17 protein-coding genes are annotated in these 19,230 nt (G+C 55.2%); 6 read left to right on the top strand and 11 right to left on the bottom strand.

What is annotated here, in order from left to right; all coding sequences use genetic code 11:
• Window positions 1–43 precede the first annotated feature (43 nt).
• Complete coding sequence (locus tag G4V39_RS03770; protein WP_166031665.1) at window positions 44–487, top strand: hypothetical protein; 444 nt, start codon at window positions 44–46, stop codon at window positions 485–487.
• A 45-nt stretch (window positions 488–532) separates the two neighbouring features.
• Window positions 533–2,386, top strand: a complete 1,854-nt coding sequence (locus tag G4V39_RS03765; RefSeq protein ID WP_166031664.1) for a cation:proton antiporter — start codon at window positions 533–535, stop codon at window positions 2,384–2,386.
• Here the strand turns inward: G4V39_RS03765 and G4V39_RS03760 are convergent.
• Both G4V39_RS03760 and G4V39_RS03755 read right to left on the bottom strand, forming a co-directional pair.
• A complete protein-coding gene (locus G4V39_RS03760) occupies window positions 2,277–3,185 on the bottom strand; it encodes a histone deacetylase family protein (protein WP_166031663.1) in 909 nt (302 codons plus the stop codon). The two genes, G4V39_RS03765 and G4V39_RS03760, sit on opposite strands and share 110 nt — an antisense overlap.
• Window positions 3,186–3,197: 12 nt before the next feature.
• The gene (locus G4V39_RS03755; protein WP_166031662.1) at window positions 3,198–4,949 is read right to left on the bottom strand and encodes a methyl-accepting chemotaxis protein; all 1,752 of its coding nucleotides are present in this window, start codon (window positions 4,947–4,949) and stop codon (window positions 3,198–3,200) included.
• A 262-nt stretch (window positions 4,950–5,211) separates the two neighbouring features.
• Here G4V39_RS03755 and G4V39_RS03750 point away from each other — a divergent pair, with 262 nt between their 5' ends.
• The 3 genes from G4V39_RS03750 to G4V39_RS03740 are packed head-to-tail and all read left to right on the top strand — an operon-like array spanning window position 5,212 to window position 8,392.
• On the top strand, window positions 5,212–5,775 hold the full coding sequence (locus tag G4V39_RS03750) for a hypothetical protein (protein WP_166031661.1): 564 nt from the start codon (window positions 5,212–5,214) through the stop codon (window positions 5,773–5,775).
• 9 nt (window positions 5,776–5,784) lie between these two features.
• On the top strand, window positions 5,785–7,056 hold the full coding sequence (locus G4V39_RS03745) for a sensor histidine kinase (RefSeq protein WP_166031660.1): 1,272 nt from the start codon (window positions 5,785–5,787) through the stop codon (window positions 7,054–7,056).
• Window positions 7,028–8,392, top strand: coding sequence for a sigma-54-dependent transcriptional regulator (locus tag G4V39_RS03740; protein ID WP_166031659.1), 1,365 nt, complete (start codon window positions 7,028–7,030; stop codon window positions 8,390–8,392). Before G4V39_RS03745 ends, G4V39_RS03740 begins: the two co-directional genes overlap by 29 nt.
• Here G4V39_RS03740 and G4V39_RS03735 read toward each other — a convergent pair.
• The 6 genes from G4V39_RS03735 to G4V39_RS03710 are packed head-to-tail and all read right to left on the bottom strand — an operon-like array spanning window position 8,389 to window position 14,783.
• Window positions 8,389–9,903: an ArnT family glycosyltransferase gene (locus G4V39_RS03735; RefSeq protein WP_166031658.1), complete on the bottom strand. Its 1,515-nt coding sequence runs from the start codon at window positions 9,901–9,903 to the stop codon at window positions 8,389–8,391. The two genes, G4V39_RS03740 and G4V39_RS03735, sit on opposite strands and share 4 nt — an antisense overlap.
• Complete coding sequence (locus G4V39_RS03730; RefSeq protein WP_166031657.1) at window positions 9,900–10,460, bottom strand: phosphatase PAP2 family protein; 561 nt, start codon at window positions 10,458–10,460, stop codon at window positions 9,900–9,902. The genes G4V39_RS03735 and G4V39_RS03730 overlap by 4 nt, the downstream gene beginning before the upstream one ends.
• Window positions 10,451–11,377, bottom strand: a complete 927-nt coding sequence (locus tag G4V39_RS03725; protein WP_166031656.1) for a lysylphosphatidylglycerol synthase transmembrane domain-containing protein — start codon at window positions 11,375–11,377, stop codon at window positions 10,451–10,453. The genes G4V39_RS03730 and G4V39_RS03725 overlap by 10 nt, the downstream gene beginning before the upstream one ends.
• Entirely contained in the window at window positions 11,374–12,321 is a 948-nt protein-coding gene (locus G4V39_RS03720; protein ID WP_166031655.1) for a glycosyltransferase family 2 protein, read from the bottom strand. The genes G4V39_RS03725 and G4V39_RS03720 overlap by 4 nt, the downstream gene beginning before the upstream one ends.
• Window positions 12,322–12,326: 5 nt before the next feature.
• Window positions 12,327–13,388 carry a S1C family serine protease gene (locus G4V39_RS03715; protein ID WP_166031654.1) on the bottom strand — a complete coding sequence of 354 codons (1,062 nt, stop codon included), beginning with the start codon at window positions 13,386–13,388 and terminating at the stop codon, window positions 12,327–12,329.
• A gap of 36 nt (window positions 13,389–13,424) precedes the next feature.
• A complete protein-coding gene (locus tag G4V39_RS03710) occupies window positions 13,425–14,783 on the bottom strand; it encodes a B12-binding domain-containing radical SAM protein (protein ID WP_166031653.1) in 1,359 nt (452 codons plus the stop codon).
• A 113-nt stretch (window positions 14,784–14,896) separates the two neighbouring features.
• On the opposite strand from G4V39_RS03710, the gene kdsB reads away from it, so the two are divergent.
• Window positions 14,897–15,646 carry a 3-deoxy-manno-octulosonate cytidylyltransferase gene (gene kdsB, locus G4V39_RS03705; protein ID WP_166031652.1) on the top strand — a complete coding sequence of 250 codons (750 nt, stop codon included), beginning with the start codon at window positions 14,897–14,899 and terminating at the stop codon, window positions 15,644–15,646.
• On the opposite strand, the gene guaA is transcribed toward kdsB, so the two are convergent.
• The 3 genes from guaA to G4V39_RS03690 form a co-directional block, all read right to left on the bottom strand.
• A complete protein-coding gene (gene guaA, locus G4V39_RS03700) occupies window positions 15,630–17,180 on the bottom strand; it encodes a glutamine-hydrolyzing GMP synthase (RefSeq protein ID WP_166031651.1) in 1,551 nt (516 codons plus the stop codon). The two genes, kdsB and guaA, sit on opposite strands and share 17 nt — an antisense overlap.
• Window positions 17,181–17,194: 14 nt before the next feature.
• A complete protein-coding gene (gene htpX, locus G4V39_RS03695; protein ID WP_166033055.1) occupies window positions 17,195–18,055 on the bottom strand; it encodes a zinc metalloprotease HtpX in 861 nt (286 codons plus the stop codon).
• Window positions 18,056–18,146: 91 nt separating this feature from the next.
• A complete protein-coding gene (locus G4V39_RS03690) occupies window positions 18,147–18,758 on the bottom strand; it encodes a histidine phosphatase family protein (protein WP_166031650.1) in 612 nt (203 codons plus the stop codon).
• Between the last annotated feature and the right edge of the window lie 472 nt (window positions 18,759–19,230).

The following is a 19,230-nucleotide window of genomic DNA, read 5'->3' as shown; positions in this document are numbered from 1 at the left end:
GTAATCTTTATTATCTATTATCTGGAAAAGGAGGTCTCTGAGGATGTGTATGGAAATAAGTCTTCGGTGTTTTTGTGGAGACCGAGAGGCTTCATTTAACCTGCGAGACAACATCATGACCAAAGAGGTCGTGACCAGGGTCTATTGTCCGACCTGCTCCAGTAAGGTGGAATTTGACTCCCAGCGAATGCTCTGGGACAACGGCTGGATCATTGAATACGATATGGATCTGGCCCGTTTTATGGCTGTCTCCAAGCTGGGTATCCCTCCTGAGGAGGTCACCCCGGAGTTTCTCTTTGATCAAGGATACGCTACCTGGAAGGAGTTTTATCCAGGGGAGCTGGAGGATATTCAGGAGGAGAAGGCCGCCATCGTTGCCCTTCTTAAGGTTGATCCCCAGCGGTATTTTTGCGAAATTCGCTCCTGGGCCAACGCCCGTATGGAGCGTCTTAAGGCAGAAGGCTGGCGCAAGGCTCAAGCCATTTAGTTTTTTCTGGTCATTTAGGGCTGGTGGGGCTATTTAAATGGTGTTTTGAGTGCTCATATCCTCACCGGTCTTACGGCCATTGTTGCCTTAGGGGTGGCCGCTCAGTGGCTTTCCTGGCGGTTTCACCTTCCTTCTATTCTTATTCTTCTGGGGGCTGGCCTTCTGGCCGGCCCTGGCCTGGGCCTTCTTAATCCAGATGACCTCTTTAAGGACACCCTTCTGCCGCTGGTCTCCCTTTCGGTGGCCGTCATTCTCTTTGAGGGGGGGCTGACCCTCCGACTTCCTGAAATCCGCCAGACGGCCAGGGTGATAGGTCGCCTGGTCACCTTGGGGGTTTTCATCTCCTGGGTGGTGGTTTCCCTGGCAGCCCTCATTCTTCTAGGCTTTTCTCCTTCTGTCGCCCTTTTGTTGGGGGCCATCTTGGTGGTTACGGGCCCTACAGTAATCCAACCCTTGCTTAAACATATTCGGCCCACCGCCGAGGTAGCCTCGGTGATCAAGTGGGAGGGCATCATTATTGACCCGGTGGGAGCGATGTTGGCGGTGCTTGTCTTTCAAGCCGCCGCTGCGGCCGGGGCCAAGGCCGCCACCTGGGGGGCTATGCTGGGAGTGGCTAAGACCATTCTCCTCGGAGGCTCAGTGGGGGCGGCCTGTGCCGCAGCCCTGGTGGTCATCCTGCGCCGCTACTGGGTGCCGGATTTTCTAGAAAACGCCCTCATCTTGATGATGGTCCTTCTGGCCTTTGTCCTCTCTAATTACCTCCAGCCGGAGTCAGGGCTTCTGGCGGTGACCATCATGGGTATCTTTTTGGCCAATCAGGGGGCGGTTAGTATCCGCCATATAATTGAATTCAAAGAAAACTTAAGGATTCTTCTTATATCTGGCCTTTTTATTATTCTTTCGGCCCGCTTGAACTTGGACGACCTGCTCAAAATCACTCCCCAGAGGGCCCTCTTTTTGGCCGTAGTGGTCCTGGTGGCCCGTCCCGTGTCGGTCTTTATCTCTACCATCTTTTCGCCCCTTTCTTGGCGGGAGAGGGCCTTTATGGCCTTTATGGCCCCCCGGGGGATTGTGGCCGCCGCTGTCGCCTCTATCTTCTCTCTGGAGCTCCAGCACATCGGTCAGCCCCAGGGGGCCCTCCTGGCCCCGGTGGTCTTTCAGGTGATCGCGGTCACCGTGGCCATTTATGGGCTTCTGGCCCCTTGGGTGGCCCGAGCCCTTAAGGTGGTCCAGCCCGATCCTCAGGGGGTCCTTTTGGTGGGGGCCCATGCCTTCTCCAGGCAGTTGGCCCTGGCCGTCGAGGAGGAGGGTTTCAAAACCCTCCTGGTGGATACTAACTGGGCCAATATTGTTGAGGCCCGCCGCCTGGGGCTCCCTACCTTCTACAGCAGTATTCTCTCGGGCTGTGTTCTAGACGAGATCGGTCTTGAAGGTATCGGTCGGCTTTTCGCCTTAACCTCAAACGATGAGGTTAACTCCCTGGCGGTCATTCACTTTGTCGATACCTTTGGTCGATCTGAGGTCTATCAGCTTCCTCCAGAAGGCCGCGGTTTTGGCTGCCCCGAGCCGGTATCTATTAACCTCAGGGGCAGAATTCTGTTTGGTCCCCAGGCGACCTATTCGCGAATCATGGCCCGAATAAGGGCTGGGGCCAAGATAAGAAAGACCAGGGTGGAGAAGGGCTTCCGCCTTCCGGAAGAGGCCTGGCCTCTTTTGTTGGTCACCGAGGGACGCAAGTTACGGGTCTTTACCGCCGACTCTCGTCTGGAGCCCAGGCCAGGCCAGACTGTTATCTGGCTGGAGAAGCCCCCTCAGAGTAGCTCCGGGCCACAAGAAAGGTCTGAAGGTGGAGCTCGACCACCTTTTCCACCTCGGCAGGATACCCACCCCCAAGGGTAATAGCCACGGGAATCCCTGCTTTGCGTAGGTGGCCGATGACCATTTCGTCCCGCCGCCTAAGCCCCTCCTCAGAAAGGGCCAGGTCGCCCAGCAGATCTCCCCTGTAGGGGTCAACCCCGGCCTGATAAATAACCAGCTCCGGGCTGTGCCCTATAACCCTCTCCAGGGCCCCTTCAAGGGCCAAGAGATACTCTTCATCACCGGTGCCCACCGCAAGACCGATGTCTAGATCACTCTGTTCTTTGGGGAAGGGATATAAGAATTCTTGATGAATGGAGAAGGTGAAGATCTCCGGATCATGCCGAAAGATGAAAGCTGTGCCGTTTCCCTGATGGAGATCACAGTCCACCACGGCGGCTCGGCGGATTTGCCCCTCATTTTTGAGCTTGGCTAAAGCAAAACCCAGGTCATTGAGGTAGCAAAAACCCTCGGCGTGGTCCGGGTAGGCGTGGTGAAGCCCTCCCCCCAGATGAAACCCTATCCCCTCTTTGAGGGCCAAAATAGCGGCCAGATATGTGCCTCCACACATGACTCTGGTGCCCCTTATTAAAGAGGGGTTGAGGGGAATCTCTGAGGAAAGAGTTCTGGGGCTCGCCCGAAGGGTCTGAAGTTCTTCTAAATACTCTGGCTCATGAATAAGAGCCAGCTCCTGCCAGGAGGGGACCGGGGGGCTGATGACGTCTTCTTCCCGAACCAGACCTTCCTTTAAAAGACGCCGGTAGAGAAGGTGGTATTTTTCTGCCGGGAAGACGTGTTCCCCCCACTCCATGGCATAGTCTTGAGAATAGACGATTTTCATGCCTTATGGGTATCAGGTCTTAAACTTTTCAACGGCCTGAGTCAGATTCTTGGCCAGCTCATTTAGCCTCTCTGAGGCCTCTCGAGTCTCTTCAGCCACCTGGGAAACTTTGGCTACGGTCTGGTTCATAGAAAGGGCCCCCTCCTTGACCTTGCTACTCGAATCGGCCGTCTCCCGGATATTCTGGGTGATCTCATTTATCGTTACGCTCTGTTCTTCGGCGGCTCCGGCGATGGAGTTAGAGATATCGTCTATCTCGCCTACGGTCTGGCTGATGTTATTGATGGCCGAAACAGCAGCCTCGGTGTCTGTCTGGATTCTGGAGACGATCTCGGCTATCTCCTCGGTAGCCTTGGCCGTCTGACGGGCCAGCTCCTTGACTTCATTGGCCACCACGGCAAAGCCCTTGCCGGCCTCCCCGGCCCGGGCGGCCTCAATGGTGGCGTTTAAGGCCAGAAGATTGGTCTGTTCGGAGATCTCGTTGATCACCTTAACCACTTCGCCAATCCTCTGGCTCCCTTCCCCCAGGCGATGGATGACCTGGCTGGCCTCTTCGGCCCTTTCCCTGGCGCCTCGGGTGATCTCCGTGGTTTTAATGATGTTTTGAGTCACTTCCCGGACGGCCTCGCTCATCTGTTCAGCGGCTCCGGCAATTTCCTCTACCTGGTGGGCGATGTTCTGGATCCCCTCAACCATTGATTCGGCCCGATCCCTCATGGTGCGGGCCTCTTGACTCAAAAGATTGCCCGTTTCTTTGAACCTCTGGGCCTCGTCTCCCAGGGTCTGGGTTTCCTTAAAGATAAGGCCAATCAGCCGCCGGAGGCCCTCTTTCATTTTCTCAAGGGCCTGGGCCAGGCGTCCGATTTCATCCCGGCTTCTGGTGGTAAAGGTCACGCTTAAGTCACCATCGGCGATTTTCTCGGCGGCCAAGATAAACTGGCCTATAGGACGACCTACAATTCGAGAAACTATAAAATGGACAAGGAGGGCAATGAGGAAGATAGCCACCAGGGTTCCGACGGCCATAATTAGGGCATTCTTCTTCAGGGCCGCTATGGCCCCGTCAAGAAAGTATATGATCTCAAAGGCCCCGTGGACCTCCCCGGCCTTCCAGCCCTCCATCCGGGCCCCGGTGAGATCAAGACCATCTCTGTTCCCCCAGAGCTCATAGGAACGCTGTGGATCTCCGTGGCAGATAAGGCAGTCTTGAGTAAGACGAATGGGGCGAAAATATCGCAACGCCGGCCTCAGCCTTCCAGTGGTGGGGTCGGGATAATCCCCCCGAATGACTATTTCTTCCTTTTCTCCGGCCATAAGGCTCTTGAGAACCCTGGCCTCTACAGGGTCAGGGGCGTTGGCGGGATTGCGGGGCTGAAATTTAGGCACCCGAAGGATGTATCCTCCTTCCTTGGCCCCCTGATCCAGCACCCGGATGGCATTTATTACCGGAACGATATCGACAAATTTCTCAGCGATTTCCCGGAGGCGCTTCTCATCACCCTGCTTTCGGGCGGCCAGGGCCTCCTGCTTGAGGCCCTCAACGTACTTCCGGTAGATGCCCTTTTCATGGGCCTTGGCCACGTGCTTGCGGACATTTTCGGCCTGGATGACCAGTTGTCTGGCTGAGAGTCGGTATCCCTCAAGAATGGTTTGCCAGTGCTGATAGGTAGAGAAGGCCACCAAACCTGCCACCGAGGCGACCACAACGATAACGGTTCCTAGTAGCAGTTTGACCGTAAGGGGAAGACGACGCCAGGAGTCCATAGGACTGCCTCCTTTAAAGGATCTTTACTTCTTTTCGGCAGACTTGAGTTCTCAAAAAAGAGGGGGCGACGATCTTGTCGAGCTGGCGACAAAAAGGATCCTTGAGCCTTTACTTCTCTGGGGAGAAAAGGTCCCACTTAGGGACAGATAAGGACTAAATCAGGCCCATTTTTTTCATTTTACGTTCTGGCACGAGCGTTGCTTTTATGGGATAACAAATGGTCCGGACCATTAAAGAAAAAAACTTTTAGGAGGTTTTGCCATGAAGAGATTGAGCCTTTTGTTTCTGGTTGCCCTGTTTGTTCTGGGGGTTATCAATTCTGCCAAAAGTGAAAACGGGGCCAAGACCTACCCGCCAACCTATAATTATAACTATGGCCCAACCTATAACTCCGGCCCTCAAGGGAACATGATGAATCCGAACATGATGAATCAGCCGGTTCAGGGTGGTCAGGCCACCATCAGAGGTCGGGTGCTGGATATTAACCCCCCTGTGGCCCGGGTCCAGGGAGAAGACGGTCAGGTCTATAATGTCCGGCTGGGGCCCATCTGGTACTGGCGCGATAATAACTATAGCCTGAGCACCGGCGAGCAGGTGGAGATCATCGGCTATCGTCAGGGCAATCTGATCTTCCCCCGGCTCATAAGGGCCAACGGCCGGGAAATCACCCTGAGGGATCAAAACGGCTTCCCCCTCTGGCGGGGACATGGCCCCTGCTGCGGCCGACACGACTGCCCTCACGATGATCATGATCCCTACAATTGCCCTTATGATGACCATGGAAACTGGAGTCAAGGTGGAAGAGGCTGGGGTGGTTGGAGATAGCCCTTCTCCATGAAGGTTCGTCCAGAGAGAATCTGGCTGGGGCTGGGGATGGGCAGCCTTCTCATCCTCACCCTGGCCTATCTTTTTGTCCTCCATCATGACCTTCGGGAACATCAGCGTCTTGATGCCCTGGCTATCCATCAGCTGGTCACGGCCCGGATTCTGGGGCATCTTGAGTTAGTGCGTTTGCTGCCCCCCTCGGCTCCGGCCTATCTTAAAGGGCTGGCCTGGTTGACCGATGAGCTCCAAGGTCAGCCGCTTCTCTCCGGGGTGATGGTCTGGACTAAAGAAGGCCCCCTTCTTAACAGCTTTCCCGAGGCTATATCTCCTTTGGCCAAAAAACTCCTTAAGTGTCCCCTTGAGCTGGAAAAAGACGGGGTCTTTTACCTCTGCCGGGAGGTTCGTGGCTGGCCAGGGCCTGGGCTCTTCATTCTTGTGGGGGTTGATGAGTCCTTCAAGCAGGATGTCTGGCGAGAGGGGCTCCTTCATGGTCTGGTGATTCTGGCCGGAGGGGTGGCCATTCTTTTGGGGGTGGGGCTTTATCTTGAAGGTTTACGTCGCAAGGAAGAAAAGCTCAGGGAGACCCTGGCCGAGAGTCAGCGTTTGGCCACTGTAGGCCGGATGGCCGCCATGCTGACCCATGAGATCAGAAATCCTCTTAACACCCTAAGCATGGGGGTCCAGATGCTTCGGGAGGTGGGCGAGGTGCGGCCAGAGATCCTTGACCGAATGGGCCGGGAGATCCACCGCCTCTCCTCCCTGGCCGAAGAGCTTCTCTCTCTGGCCCGGGGCATCAAGGTGGACCTTCGCCCGGTCTCCTTAAAAGAGGTGGTCAGGGAGGCCCTGGCCTCCCCCAAGGCCTTGGCCGAGATGAAAGGGGTGGAGATTAAGGTTTCTCCCTTCCCGGAAGACTCTGTCCTTTGGGCCGATCTTCGGTGGCTGGTCAGGGCTCTAGAAAACCTTTTGCGCAATGCCGTTGAGGCCTCTCCGGCCGGGAAGACTGTGGAGTTAAGGATTACCGTCTCCCCCGAAGAGACCGTCTTCATCATCAAAGACCAGGGCCCTGGTATCTCCTCCGAAGACCAGCGCCGGATATTTGATCCCTTCTTCAGTCGTAAGAGGGAGGGCTTTGGCCTGGGGCTTTTTATTGTCGAACGGGTGGTTAAGGCCCATGGTGGTCGTATCATCTTAAGTAGCCACCCTGGCCGGGGGACTTCTTTTGAAGTCCATATTCCAAGCGGAGGGAAAAATCATGCCCAGAGTGCTCCTCATCGAGGATGATCCTGAGCAGCGCCAGATGCTGGCTGAATATCTCGCCCTCAAGGGCTATGAGGTAGATTCGGCCCCTGACGCCAGAGAAGGGCTGAAGCTTCTGGCTCGTGATCCAGACATTGTCCTTCTGGATTATCTTCTGCCCGATGGCGATGGTTTGACCCTCCTTCAGGAGATCAAAAAGAAGCGCCCCCTTGTCCAGGTGATCATCATCACCGCCTTTGGCTCGGTGGAGAAGGCCGTTGAGGCCATGCGCCAGGGGGCGTTTCACTATCTTACCAAGCCCATAAATCTGGAGGAGCTTCTCCTCCTCCTGGACAGGGCCCTTAAGGAACTTCGCCTTCGGCGGGAGGTGGAGGTTCTTAAAAAGAGGCTGGAGGAGGTAGGGGAGCCAGAGGTGCCCGGAGTGGTGGCTGAAAGCCGGGCCATGAAGGAGGTTCTCCGTCTGGTCTCCAAGGTGGCGGCCACCGAGGCCACGGTGCTGATCCTTGGAGAGTCGGGCACCGGCAAGGAGGTAGTCGCTGGCCTCCTTCATCATCTCTCCCCCCGGGCAGAGGGGCCTTTTATTAAGATCAATTGCGCCGCTATCCCGGAGGGCCTTCTGGAGAGTGAGCTTTTCGGCCACGAAAAAGGGGCCTTCACCGGGGCTGACCGCAGCAAACCCGGGCTCTTTGAGATGGCCCATAAGGGAACCGTTTTCCTCGATGAGGTTGGGGATCTGCCCCTTTCTCTCCAGGCCAAGCTTTTGCGTGTCCTTCAGGAGAAAAGCTTTACCCGTCTTGGTGGTCTCCAGGAGGTCAGGGTTGATGTTCGAGTGTTGGCCGCCACCAACCAGGATCTCCCAAAGATGGTCGAAGAAGGGCGCTTCAGGGAGGATCTCTTCTGGCGTCTTAACGTCTTTTCCATCAAGATTCCGCCTTTAAGAGAGCGCCGAGAGGATATAGAACCTCTGGCCAGATATTTCCTTAAGCGTTTTGCCCAAAAGCACGGCAAGTCCCTGGAAGGTCTAAGCCGCGAGGCCTTAGGGGCCCTTCTGGTCTATGATTTTCCGGGCAATGTTCGCGAACTGGAAAACATCATTGAGCGGGCGGTTATTCTGGCCGAAGGTCCTCTGGTAACCCTGGAAGACCTTCCGCCTCAGCTGGGCGGGAGCCAGAGAAGGGGCTCTGGTGAGGAGATGAAGCTCTGGGAGCTACCTTTGCCCGAGGCAGTGGAGTGGTTGGAGCGGGAGAGGATCCGTCGAGCCCTAAAAGAGGCCCAGGGGGTCAAGACCCGGGCAGCGGAGATCCTGGGGCTCTCCGAGAGAGTTCTTCGCTACAAGATAGAAAAATATGGCCTGGGCTAAGGGCCTGTATAGCGGGGGTGCCCCCGAAAGCCTCCTCCCCAATAGACCTTAAAGATCCTCTTCCGGCCCAGGCCCAAATCTATCTGGACCTCTTTAAGAAACCTCACCTCTTCAAAAAGGGAGGCCAGCTCCTGGGGGAGGGTGTCTTGCTCCCTTAAGACTATCAGGGCCTCTTTCCCTATGAGATTGCGGGGCCAGGGCCAGAGCTCATACTGGGTGCGCACCGGTCTTCTTTCGCCGGCCCACCGATAAACTTCCGGTTGGCCCTCCATGTAGAAGGCCAGTTCGCTGACTATCTGGCGCTTAAGGGAGATGACAAAGGTCTCAGGATGCTTCTGCCGGATCTGGCTTATCTTCTGGCCGAGTTTCTTCCACCCCTGGAGCTTAAGGGTGGGGTCAAGGTGGGCGTATTTTGGCGGAAGCCTTTTAATGACCTCAGGGAGGTAATAGGTCAGGCCACAGAGGAGGGCCGCCAGGGTCAGCCCCAGAAGATAAAGACGACGGATACGGGCTCCCTTATCCCGCCAGCGGGTTCTGAGCCCCAGGACGGCAAGGAGCAAAAGACCAGAGAGATAAAAGGGGGCCGGCCAGTTGGCGTTTATTTTTCGGAAAAGGGAAAGGATCAAGACCCCCAGAAGGGGAGGGGCGAAGAAGATAGTCAGATACCGGAGGCGGGGTTCCTGCCACAGAAGCCCCTTTTTTATTCCGGCTGCTGTGGTGTAGACGAGAAGGCCGAAAAGGAGGGGAGTGATGATAAGGGCCTGGCCTCCGACGAAGGCCAGGAAGCTCTGAGGAAAGTCAATCCCCTCCACCTCGAAGTGATGGGCAGTATGGAAGAAAGTCACCCAGCCGTGAGCCGCATTCCAAGAGATGTTGGGCCAGAGCATGAGGCTGGCCACGGCCCCGGTGAGGTATGGCCCGGGGCTTCGCAGAAGGTGCCGTTTCTCCGGCGAAAGAAAAAGGTAGCCTAAAAACAGAGGATAGAAGGCCACCATGGTCTGTTTAGAGAGGATTCCGGCTCCCAGGGCCAAACCGAGCAAAAGAAACCAGGGGATTCTTTCGCGATCTATGGCCACCCAGCCCAGAAGCAGGGAAAGGGCCCAGAAGAAAAAAAGCGGGGGATCGATAGTCATAATAAAAGAATAGACGGCGTAAAGGGGAATGGCGGCTGCAGTAAAGGCGGCAAAGAGTCCCAGCCGCCGATCACCACCAAAAAGCCTTAAGGCCAGAAAATAAAGGCAAAAGACAACTCCCGTGCCCAGATAGACTGCCGGCAGCCGGACGGCGTAGGTGGAACTTTCCAGATACCGAGTGGCCAGCCCTATAAGCCAGGCCACCATGGGGGGCTTGCTATAATAGCCCCAGGCCAGGTGGCGGGACCAGTCCCAGTAGTAGGCCTCATCCGGAGAGAGATCAAAAGGGGCGTATCGAAGGTAGGTCAATCGAAAGGTAAAAAGAACCAGGACAAACAGTCCAAAGGGGCTGAAAAGCTCGTCGAGTATCTTTCTCATGACCTTCTCCGTCCGGTATTTCTGGTAAGGAGCCAGGCTAAGATGGCCAGAAGGCCTCCCAGAAGATATCCTGCCAGCACATCTCCCGGATAGTGGTGGCCACCATATATGCGGGAGTAGCCCGTAAGTAGAGGAAGGGCCAGGCTGAGAGGGGCCAGACGAGGAAACGTCAGGGCCAGATAAAGACCGGCGGCAAAGGTGTTTGTGGCGTGGCAGGAGGGTAAGGAGTAGCGAGGTCTCAGGGGAAGAGGCTTTTTGAGAAAATGCCAATTTCCTGACTTACGCAAATACAGGTGATCCAGCTGATAGTAAGGTCTGGGGCGTTTAAAGAAGGGTTTGGCCACCTGACCACAGATGAAATCCGCTCCCGCCACCAATATCACGGCTATCAAGGCTGTCAGGAGTGCCCGGCGACCGTAACGAATGGCGGCCAGAGAACAAAGGGCCACAAAGAAGGCGATAATGAACTCCTGACTGGAGAAAAGGGGAATGATCCGGTCGAGCACCGGATGGCGGCTGGTGTTTAGGAGATAAAAAAGCTCGGTGTCTAGCGACATCTCTTCTGGACAGAAAGGGCCTCTTTGCCCCGCTCATGTTCCCCCAAGGCGTAAATAAGCCCACCGACTCCGCCGACTACAAGAAAGACCCCGAAGGCCAGGATCCCTAAAGCCACGCCCAGCTCAGGCTCTCCTCCCAGCTGCTGGATAAAGAAAGCAAAGCCTCCCTCCCGGATACCGATTCCACTTACTGAAAAGGGCAGGCTGGTGACTACCGAGATGATAGGCACGGTCAGGAGGTAAAAGTCAAAGCCATAGGGGAGCTTGAGCCCTTTGCCCAGGATCCAGTGGAAGACCACCACCAGAAGCTGAATGGCCAAGCTAAGGAGATAGGCCTCAACAAAGGCCCGGCGATCGTGCCAAAAGGCAAAGACATCTTCGGGAAAGCCGGGGACAAGGCGCCGAATAACAGGGCCTAAGAGCGGCGCGGCAAAGAAGACCAGATTCCCGGAGATAACTAGCATCAGGAGAGGCCAGCGGGCCACCTGGGGGATGAGTTCGGGGCGGAGCATAAGACCGACCAGAGAAAGGGTCAGGATGGCCCCCAGACCAAAGCCTCGATCCCCGACTATGCTATAGCTGATCCTTAATTTGCCTTCTTGCCCCCGGGCCAGAAGCCAGGCCTTGATAACGTCTCCGCCGATGGCCCCGGGCATGATGAGGTTAAAGTATGAGCCGATAAAGTAGTAACGCAGGAAGAGTCCATAGGGGGCCCTGACCCCTAAGGCCTGGGCCAATACCTGCCATCGCCGGCTGGAGAGGATCTGGGCCCCGGCGAAAAGAACCGCCGCTATCAGAAAATAGCCTGGAGGAAAGCCCTTAAGGGCCCTGACCAAAGAGCCCAGATCTATGCGGTGGGCCAGCCAGAGGACGGTCCCCAGGCTAACAGCGATACGGGCTATGGTCCCAGGCCTCATTCTATGACCTCACGGACGGTGTAGATGGGTTTCCCCTGGCTTTCATGGTAGGTGCGAACAAGGAGCTCGGCCAGCAGACCGGTACCAAAGAGGTTTACGCCGGTGATAATGAGCAGGATTCCAAGAAGCAAAAGGGGCCGGCCCCCAATATCCTCTCCGTAGAAGATCTTGAGGACCGAAAGATAGACTTCTATTGCCGTGCCCAAGAGGATCATCCCTCCGCCCAAAAGGCCAAAAATGTGGAGCGGTCTGGTGGCAAAACGCTTAAAAAAAAGCATCAGTAAAAGATCAAGGATGACCCGATAGGTCCGGGAAAGGCCATATTTGCTTTGCCCCAGACGCCGGGGGTGATGTCTTACGGGAATTTCAGCAATCCGGGCTCCGTAGAAGCTGGCCAAGACAGGAATAAAGCGATGGAGCTCCCCATAAAGAGAGATGTTCTTGACTACCTCTCGCCGATAGGCCTTAAGAGAGCAGCCATAATCATGGAGTCTTACCCCGGTGGCTCGTCCGATGATCCAGTTGGCAATCATTGAGGGGATCTTCCGGGTAAAGAGAGGATCCCGCCGCTGTCGACGCCAGCCGGAGACGACATCGTAACCTTCTTCAAGCTTCTGGATCAGGCGGGGGATGTCGCTGGGGTCGTTCTGGAGATCGCCATCCATGGAGATAACAATGTCTCCCCGGGCAAAGTCAAAGCCGGCGGCCATGGCCGCACTCTGGCCGAAATTGCGGCGAAAGACAACCACTCGCAGGAAAGGATAGCGCTCTTTAAGCCCTTTTAGAATCTCGACCGTTCGGTCTGTGGAGCCATCGTCCACACAGACCACTTCAAACGTCCGTCCGAGGGTGGTCAGGACCTCCTTAAGACGCTCTAAAAGAAGGGGAACGTTTTCCTCCTCATTGTAAAGAGGGATGACCACAGAGATGTCTATTCTGCCCATCTTAATTACCGTCTGCCCTTGAGTCCTGGAGGAAGGGCCCCGGTTTTTATGGCGATTTTAAGCCGTTGGCCTCCCCGGATTACCTCAAAGGTGACCGTATCTCCCGGTTTTTTGTTGGTCAGAATTTCCACAATGTCCAGGATCCGGGATACCGGCTGACCCTCCAGTTTGACAATAACATCACCCCCGAGGATGATCTCTTCGGTGCCGAATTTGATCAGCCTTCGTCCTCCCCGGAGACCAGCCTTGGCCGCCGGAGATCTGGGGATCACTCGTTCGACCATCACCCCTCGGGAGACCTTAAGTCCGAAGAGATTGGCCAGCCTGGGGGAGAGTTCAATTCCCGTGAATCCCAACCAGGGCCTTACCGCATAGCCCTTGGTGATGAGCTGAGGGATGATCCTTTTGGCCACGTTGGCCGGGATGGCAAAGCCGATATTCTCTGCTCCCTGGGCCAGCATAGCCGTGTTAATACCGATGACCTCGCCCCGGGAGTTAAGAAGAGGCCCTCCACTTGAGCCCGGGTTTATGGCGGCATCGGTCTGGATAATATTATGGGAGAGTTCCAGGGTGGGGCTCGGCAGGGAGCGATTAAGGGCACTTATAACTCCAACCGTCAAGGTGTTATCTAGACCATAAGGGTTCCCAATGGCCAGCACCTTTTGACCAATAACCAGCTGGTCAGAATCGCCGAATTCAAGTGGGGTTATCTCTCCCTTGGGGGCCACCTTAAGGACGGCCAGATCGGTTTCCGGATCGGTGCCGACGATCTGGGCCTGATAGCGGTTTCCAGCCCAATCAATGACGTTTATGGTGAAGGCAGCGTCAATGACGTGAAAGTTGGTGACAATATGGCCTTCGTGATCAATAAAAAAACCTGACCCCAGGGCCCTCAGGGGGCCCTTTCCCCCCATTCGATCTGGATCTTTGAGGCAGTCGATATGAACCACTCCACTGCGTGCCTTTTTGTAAATGGTGATGGTGTTTTCTTCATAGGCGGTAAATCCCCAGGCCAGGGGGGAGATCAAAAACAGAACCAGTACTGTTACAATGCCCCTTGTCTTCATGGATTTGCTCCTCAGAGGAGATCTCAGGCCACAGACTTACCCCAGCCCCCTTGAGCTGTAAACCCTGAGTTTCCGGACGTATCTTTTGAGCTCTGAGACCTCCTCCCAGTCTATGGGATTAAGGCAGGGGAGAAGGCTGTTGTTGTGAAAGAGGGGGTCTTCGTCAAGACGATAGCGGGCCACGGCGCAGGCCTCCTCCCAGAGGGCCGTTTTTGGTATAGGAGAGTACTCGGCCAGATAGGGACTGGCCCCACATGCGGCGACAAACTCCACAGATCGGCGGACTTCCTCAAGGGGTTGTCCGGGCAGACCCCAGAGCACATAGACCCCGATCTGAGCCGGGTGAAAGCCGGCCTCCCTGAGAAGGGCCACCGCTCGGGGAAGATCAGCCGCGGTTACCTTGTTGTCAAGGGCCCTGTGCCTCCCATCGGCCACGGTTTCAAAACCCATCCTCAAAGTGACAAACCCGGCTCGTTTCATGAGGCGAGCCACCTCTAGGGTGACCAAACGAATGTGGAAGGCATTAGGGGTATGGAAGCGAACCTTTAAGCCCTGTTGGCAAACCCCTTCTAAAATGGGGCCCAGGTGGTTGTCAAAATCCACCAGAAGGGCATCATCGTAGAAGGCAAAGTCCCTGACCCCAAACTTCCGGTGCCAGTAGTTAATCTCTTCGAGAACCTCTTCTGGAGCGCGGCGCTCAAAGCCGGGGAAAAGAAGCCTGGAAGCGCAATAGCGGCAGCGAAAGGGGCACCCCCGGCTGGTAAGAAGACAGACGTAGTCTAAGGCGGGCAGAAGATCAAAAGAAGGGTAGGGGGGAATCCTCTCGCCGGGGCCTTCAGGTGGCCCCAGGTAGTCTATTACCAGAGACTCAACTGCCTCTTCGGCCGGCCCGCCAAGGACCATGTCGGCTCCGGAACCCCGGGCGTGTTCCGGAAGCAGGCTGGGATAGACGCCTCCGAGGACCACCGGCACCTGAGGATACAGACCTTTGATCATCCGGATGATCTCCCAGACCCCGGGGTACCAGTAAGTCATAAGCCCGGTTACCAGCACCAGAGCCGGAGGAGCTCCGGCCAGCAAGACCTCTTTGGCCAGATGGTGCGGTAGGCCATAGCGGGCAAAGCTTCGCGGGACATCGGCCAGCTGGACAGGTTTGGGCAGCGGGGTGCGGAAGTAGTGCCCCGTGCCGTAGGACTTGCGTCTTACCGGTCGAGGAAGCCCTGGATGGCGGTGGTCCAGGAGATCGATGAACCTTACCCGGTAGCCTTGGCGTCTCAGTCTGGTGGCTAAACAAAGGAGCCCCAACGGTTTGGCCCAGAGGTCAAAGGCCGCAAAGTCGTATATCCAGGGGTTTACAAGCCAGATTAGCCGGTCTTCAGACCTTGTTAGAGACATCTCGGCCGAAGGGATAGTTTTTCTTTGATCTTGCCGCTAAAGGGCCTTTTGGCTAACATGTTCTCCACCTTTTTACCAGAAGCGGTAAAGTACCATCCTTTTAGGAAGGAATCATGAAGATCGTTGCCATCATTCCGGCCAGATATGCCTCTACCAGGTTCCCGGGTAAGCCCCTGGCCAGACTCGTCGACCGCCCTATGATTCAGCATGTCTATGAGCGGGTTCTCAAAAGTCCGGTTATCTCCAAGGCGGTGGTGGCCACCGATAGCGAAGATATCGCCCGATGTGTTGAGGGCTTCGGGGGCCAGGTTCTTATGACCAGCCCTGAACACCGCTGTGGCACAGAGAGAATTGCCGAGGCCGCCGGGCTACTTCGGCTCGCAGACCAAGATATTGTCGTCAATATTCAGGGAGACCAGCCTCTCCTCGCCCCTCCGGTGATAGAAGAGCTGGTAAAACCCCTTCTCCTCAATGGTGATTTGCCCATGTCTACGGTGGCTACCCTTTTTAGACGAGAAGAGGAAGTTTTTGACCCCAATCGGGTCAAGGTAGTGGTTGATCGCCAGGGGCGGGCAATATATTTTTCTCGTTCGCCTATCCCTTACTTTCGTCCCCCCGGGACCAAACCTCGATATCTGCGTCATATAGGGATCTACGCTTACCGCCGCTGGGCCTTAGAGGAGTTTGTTTCCCTGGCAGAGGGGGAGCTTGAGGCTGCCGAGAAGCTGGAGCAACTTCGGGCCCTGGAGAATGGCTGGCCTTTGGCGGTGGTGATTACCCGCTACGAGTGCCCTGAGGTGGATACCCCGGAAGACCTGGCCTACGTGGAGGGCCTACTCAAAGAGACTACTCCCACTCAATAGTGGCCGGGGGCTTTGAGGAGATATCAAAGACCACCCGGTTCACTCCCTGGACTTCGTTGATGATCCGGCCGGAGAGTCGGGCCAGAAGATCATAGGGGAGCCTTGTCCAATCGGCAGTCATAGCGTCAAGGCTGTCTACCACCCTTAAAGCCACCACGTGTTCGTATGTCCGCTCGTCACCCATGACCCCAACAGTGCGAATGGGAAGGAGCACAGCAAAAGACTGCCAGACTTTATAGTACCAGCCGCTGGCCTTCATCTCCTCGGTAACAATGGCATCGGCCTCCCGGAGGATGGCAAGACGATCCCGGGTGACTTCACCGATTATGCGGATGGCAAGCCCCGGTCCAGGAAAGGGTTGACGCCAGATAAGCTCATAGGGCATACCGAGCTCTTGTCCCAGCTCCCTGACCTCGTCTTTAAAGAGCTCCTTTAGGGGTTCGATGAGCTTAAGCTTCATTCTCTCTGGGAGCCCTCCGACATTGTGGTGGCTCTTGATAGTGGCCGACGGCCCCCGGAAGGAGACACTCTCGATGATATCCGGGTAAAGGGTTCCTTGGGCCAGATACTTTACCTCGCCAATCTTTTGGGCTTCGGCCTCAAAAACCTCAATAAAGGTGTGGCCGATAATTCGCCTTTTTTCCTCCGGATCGGTGACCCCTGCCAACCGGGAGAGAAAAAGATCCGAGGCATCCACATAGCGAACGTTGAGGTGGGAGTGCCGGAAGAAATCAAGCACGGTTTCAGCCTCGCCCTTTCTAAGGAGGCCATTGTTGACAAATATGCAGACCAGTCTCTCCCCCACAGCCCGGTGAACCAGAAGGGCGGTAACAGAGGAATCAACCCCTCCAGACAGGGCGCAAATGACCTTTTCTTCCGGCCCTACTGTCTGGCTGATTCTGGCCACGGCCTCTTCGATGAAGGAGGCCATGGTCCAGGTAGGCTGGCAACCGCAAATTTTAAAGACAAAGTTGGCCAGAATATCCTTGCCTATCTCTGTATGGGCCACCTCGGGGTGGAACTGAACCCCGAACAGTCTTCCGGTTTTGTCCTTCATGGCCGCTACCGGAGAGTTTTCGCTTTCGGCCAGACAGACAAAACCTGGAGGCATCTTTTCGATCCGGTCACCATGGCTCATCCAGACCCGGTAGGGCCTCTCCAAAGAGAGGCCGTGGAAGAGATCGCTGTTATCAAGAACTTTTAGATTGGCAGGTCCATATTCGCGCTTAAGGCTCCTTTCTACCTGGCCACCGAGGAGATAGGTCATAAGCTGCATCCCGTAGCATATTCCCAGGACAGGAACCCCAAGATCAAACAGGGCCCGCTCCACCCTTGGAGCCTCTTGATCATAGACACTGGCCGGTCCCCCGGAGAGGACTATTCCCTTGGGGGAGAAGGCCTTTATTTCTTCTAAGCCTATAGTGCAGGGTCTGATCTCTGAGTAAACATGAAGCTCCCTTATCCTGCGGGCAATTAGCTGGGTGGTCTGGGAGCCAAAATCAAGAACAAGGATGCGGTCCCCGGTGGCGTCCATCTGGCTGATCTCCTTTATCTTCCCATGGATCTAGCCATCTCTACCAGACGACGGACCCGGTCTTCAATAGGGGGATGGGTAGAAAACAGACGCATCAAAGCCTCCCCCGAGAGGGGATTGACAATAAACATCTGGGCCTGGGCCGGATTGACCTGCATAGGGACACGACGGTTCCATTCTTCCAGTTTTTTCAGAGCGCTGGCCAGGGCCATGGGACAGCGGCATATTTTGGCTCCAGTGGCGTCCGCCAGGTATTCCCGGCTCCGGGAGATGGCAAACTGAATAAGGGCGGCAGCAATAGGGGCAATAATCATCATTACCACGGCCCCGATGGTGCCTCCCACGTCATCGTCTTCGTCTCGGCGGAAGCCGCCAAAGATGAGGGCCCACTGGGCCATCTGGGCCAGGTAACTGATGGCCCCTGCTATGACGGCGGCTACGCTGCTGATAAGCACGTCCCGATTCTTGATATGGGCCAGTTCGTGGGCCAAGACTCCCTCAAGTTCGTTCCAGTCGAGAATATGTAGGATCCCCTCGGTAACGGCCACGGCGGCATGGGAGGGATTGCGCCCGGTGGCAAAGGCGTTGGGAGTCTGGGTGGGGATAATATACACCCGGGGCTTGGGAATGCCGGCGGTCCGGGCCAGACGCTCGACGATGGCGTGGAGTTCCGGAGCCTGACTGGGGCTTACCGGCTGGGCCCCGCTCATGGCCAGGGCCAGGCGATCGCTGAACCAGTAGGCGAAGAAGTTCATGAAACCGGCGATAACCAGGGCCAAAATGGCCCCCTGCCGACCACCGATGGCCTGCCCAACCACTAAAAATAGACCGGTTAGGGCGGCTAAAAGGATAAAGGTCTTAAGGATGTTGTTCATCCCGCTCATAGAAGGATCCCTCCTGGATAGACGTTTTATTTATTGCCAATAAAATTTACGACCTTCTGTTTCAATGTGCAACAAAAACCGGTCAGGGGCGTTCAAAGGGGTGAAGATCGATGAGGATCTCACCGGGGCGGCCGTAGAGGAGAACAGGAGAGGCATTGGCAATTTTTACCTTGCGGTATTCAGAAAGGGGCCTTCCCTGATAATGGAGGACGAGACAGCGGATCACCGCCAGATGAGAGACCAGAGCTACTGCCTGGCCAGGATGGGCACAGGCTATCTTTTCCACCGCTGAGACGGCCCGCTGCTGGAGAGCCTCGAGGGTCTCGGCCCCGGGGAGCCGGAAGAGGTGAGGGCTTTCTTTCCAGAGGGGGTAGCCAAGCTCAGGGTGTTGGAGGAGATCTTTCTTGGCCTTCCCCTCCCACTGAGGGATGCGGATCTCCCCTAAGCCTTCTTCCGGGACGATAGAGGCCTTTGGGAAGAAGGTTCCGATGATCCTGGCTGTTTCCATTGTTCTGGCCACAGGGCTGGTGTAGATGGCAACGATATCTTCACCGGCTAGGCTCCGGCCGGCCTCCTGAGCCTGAAGTCTCCCTTCTGGGGTAAGAGGCTCATCGGTCCACCCGGCAAATATCCCCTCTTGGTTGGCTCTGGTTAACCCATGGCGTACAAGCCAGAGCTTGGTTGGCTGGTTCATTCGTTTGCAAACAATAAGTAGTATTTTTATTTTAAATCAAACTAACTTAGAAGACCTTTCCCGTCAAGCCTCATCGATAAACTTCTGCCCTCTGTTTTTACATTTTTGTTTTTAGTTTTTATTTTAAATCTTAATTTTTAAGCAGTTTTATCAATCTGTCCTTGAAATATCAGAAATGTAAAAAATATTTTTTCTATTTGGTTAAAATTCTTTATCCATATATTTCCCTCCCTTATTTTTCTACAACTAAATTTAATTTTTAACATAAAAGAAAAGATAGACTATCAAAATGATTAAAGTTGCAACCAAATATTGGTAATTTTGCGTTTAAATGTGAAAAAAAGAAAGTGAAAAAAGTACTAGACTTTTTAGGATGCTAATATTATAAAAAATTTCATCTTTTACCCTATAAAACATTACAAATTTTAAGGAGGTGCTTCTATGTTCAAAAAGCTCTGTTTTTCGTTTGTTT

Origin of the sequence: Thermosulfuriphilus ammonigenes (genome assembly GCF_011207455.1) — a bacterium.
GTDB classification, from domain to species: Bacteria; Desulfobacterota; Thermodesulfobacteria; order Thermodesulfobacteriales; family ST65; genus Thermosulfuriphilus; species Thermosulfuriphilus ammonigenes.
This window is presented reverse-complemented; position numbering and strand designations above follow the sequence as displayed.

Bases quoted from the DNA above. Each gene is read 5' to 3' on its own strand.
- G4V39_RS03770 (WP_166031665.1), top strand. From the start codon at position 44: ATGTGTATGGAAATAAGTCTTCGGTGTTTTTGTGGAGACCGAGAGGCT.
- G4V39_RS03760 (WP_166031663.1), bottom strand. From the start codon at position 3,185: ATGAAAATCGTCTATTCTCAAGACTATGCCATGGAGTGGGGGGAACAC.
- G4V39_RS03755 (WP_166031662.1), bottom strand. From the start codon at position 4,949: ATGGACTCCTGGCGTCGTCTTCCCCTTACGGTCAAACTGCTACTAGGA.
- G4V39_RS03750 (WP_166031661.1), top strand. From the start codon at position 5,212: ATGAAGAGATTGAGCCTTTTGTTTCTGGTTGCCCTGTTTGTTCTGGGG.
- G4V39_RS03745 (WP_166031660.1), top strand. From the start codon at position 5,785: ATGAAGGTTCGTCCAGAGAGAATCTGGCTGGGGCTGGGGATGGGCAGC.
- G4V39_RS03740 (WP_166031659.1), top strand. From the start codon at position 7,028: ATGCCCAGAGTGCTCCTCATCGAGGATGATCCTGAGCAGCGCCAGATG.
- G4V39_RS03735 (WP_166031658.1), bottom strand. From the start codon at position 9,903: ATGAGAAAGATACTCGACGAGCTTTTCAGCCCCTTTGGACTGTTTGTC.
- G4V39_RS03730 (WP_166031657.1), bottom strand. From the start codon at position 10,460: ATGTCGCTAGACACCGAGCTTTTTTATCTCCTAAACACCAGCCGCCAT.
- G4V39_RS03725 (WP_166031656.1), bottom strand. From the start codon at position 11,377: ATGAGGCCTGGGACCATAGCCCGTATCGCTGTTAGCCTGGGGACCGTC.
- G4V39_RS03720 (WP_166031655.1), bottom strand. From the start codon at position 12,321: ATGGGCAGAATAGACATCTCTGTGGTCATCCCTCTTTACAATGAGGAG.
- G4V39_RS03715 (WP_166031654.1), bottom strand. From the start codon at position 13,388: ATGAAGACAAGGGGCATTGTAACAGTACTGGTTCTGTTTTTGATCTCC.
- G4V39_RS03710 (WP_166031653.1), bottom strand. From the start codon at position 14,783: ATGTCTCTAACAAGGTCTGAAGACCGGCTAATCTGGCTTGTAAACCCC.
- kdsB (WP_166031652.1), top strand. From the start codon at position 14,897: ATGAAGATCGTTGCCATCATTCCGGCCAGATATGCCTCTACCAGGTTC.
- guaA (WP_166031651.1), bottom strand. From the start codon at position 17,180: ATGGACGCCACCGGGGACCGCATCCTTGTTCTTGATTTTGGCTCCCAG.
- htpX (WP_166033055.1), bottom strand. From the start codon at position 18,055: ATGAACAACATCCTTAAGACCTTTATCCTTTTAGCCGCCCTAACCGGT.
- G4V39_RS03690 (WP_166031650.1), bottom strand. From the start codon at position 18,758: ATGAACCAGCCAACCAAGCTCTGGCTTGTACGCCATGGGTTAACCAGA.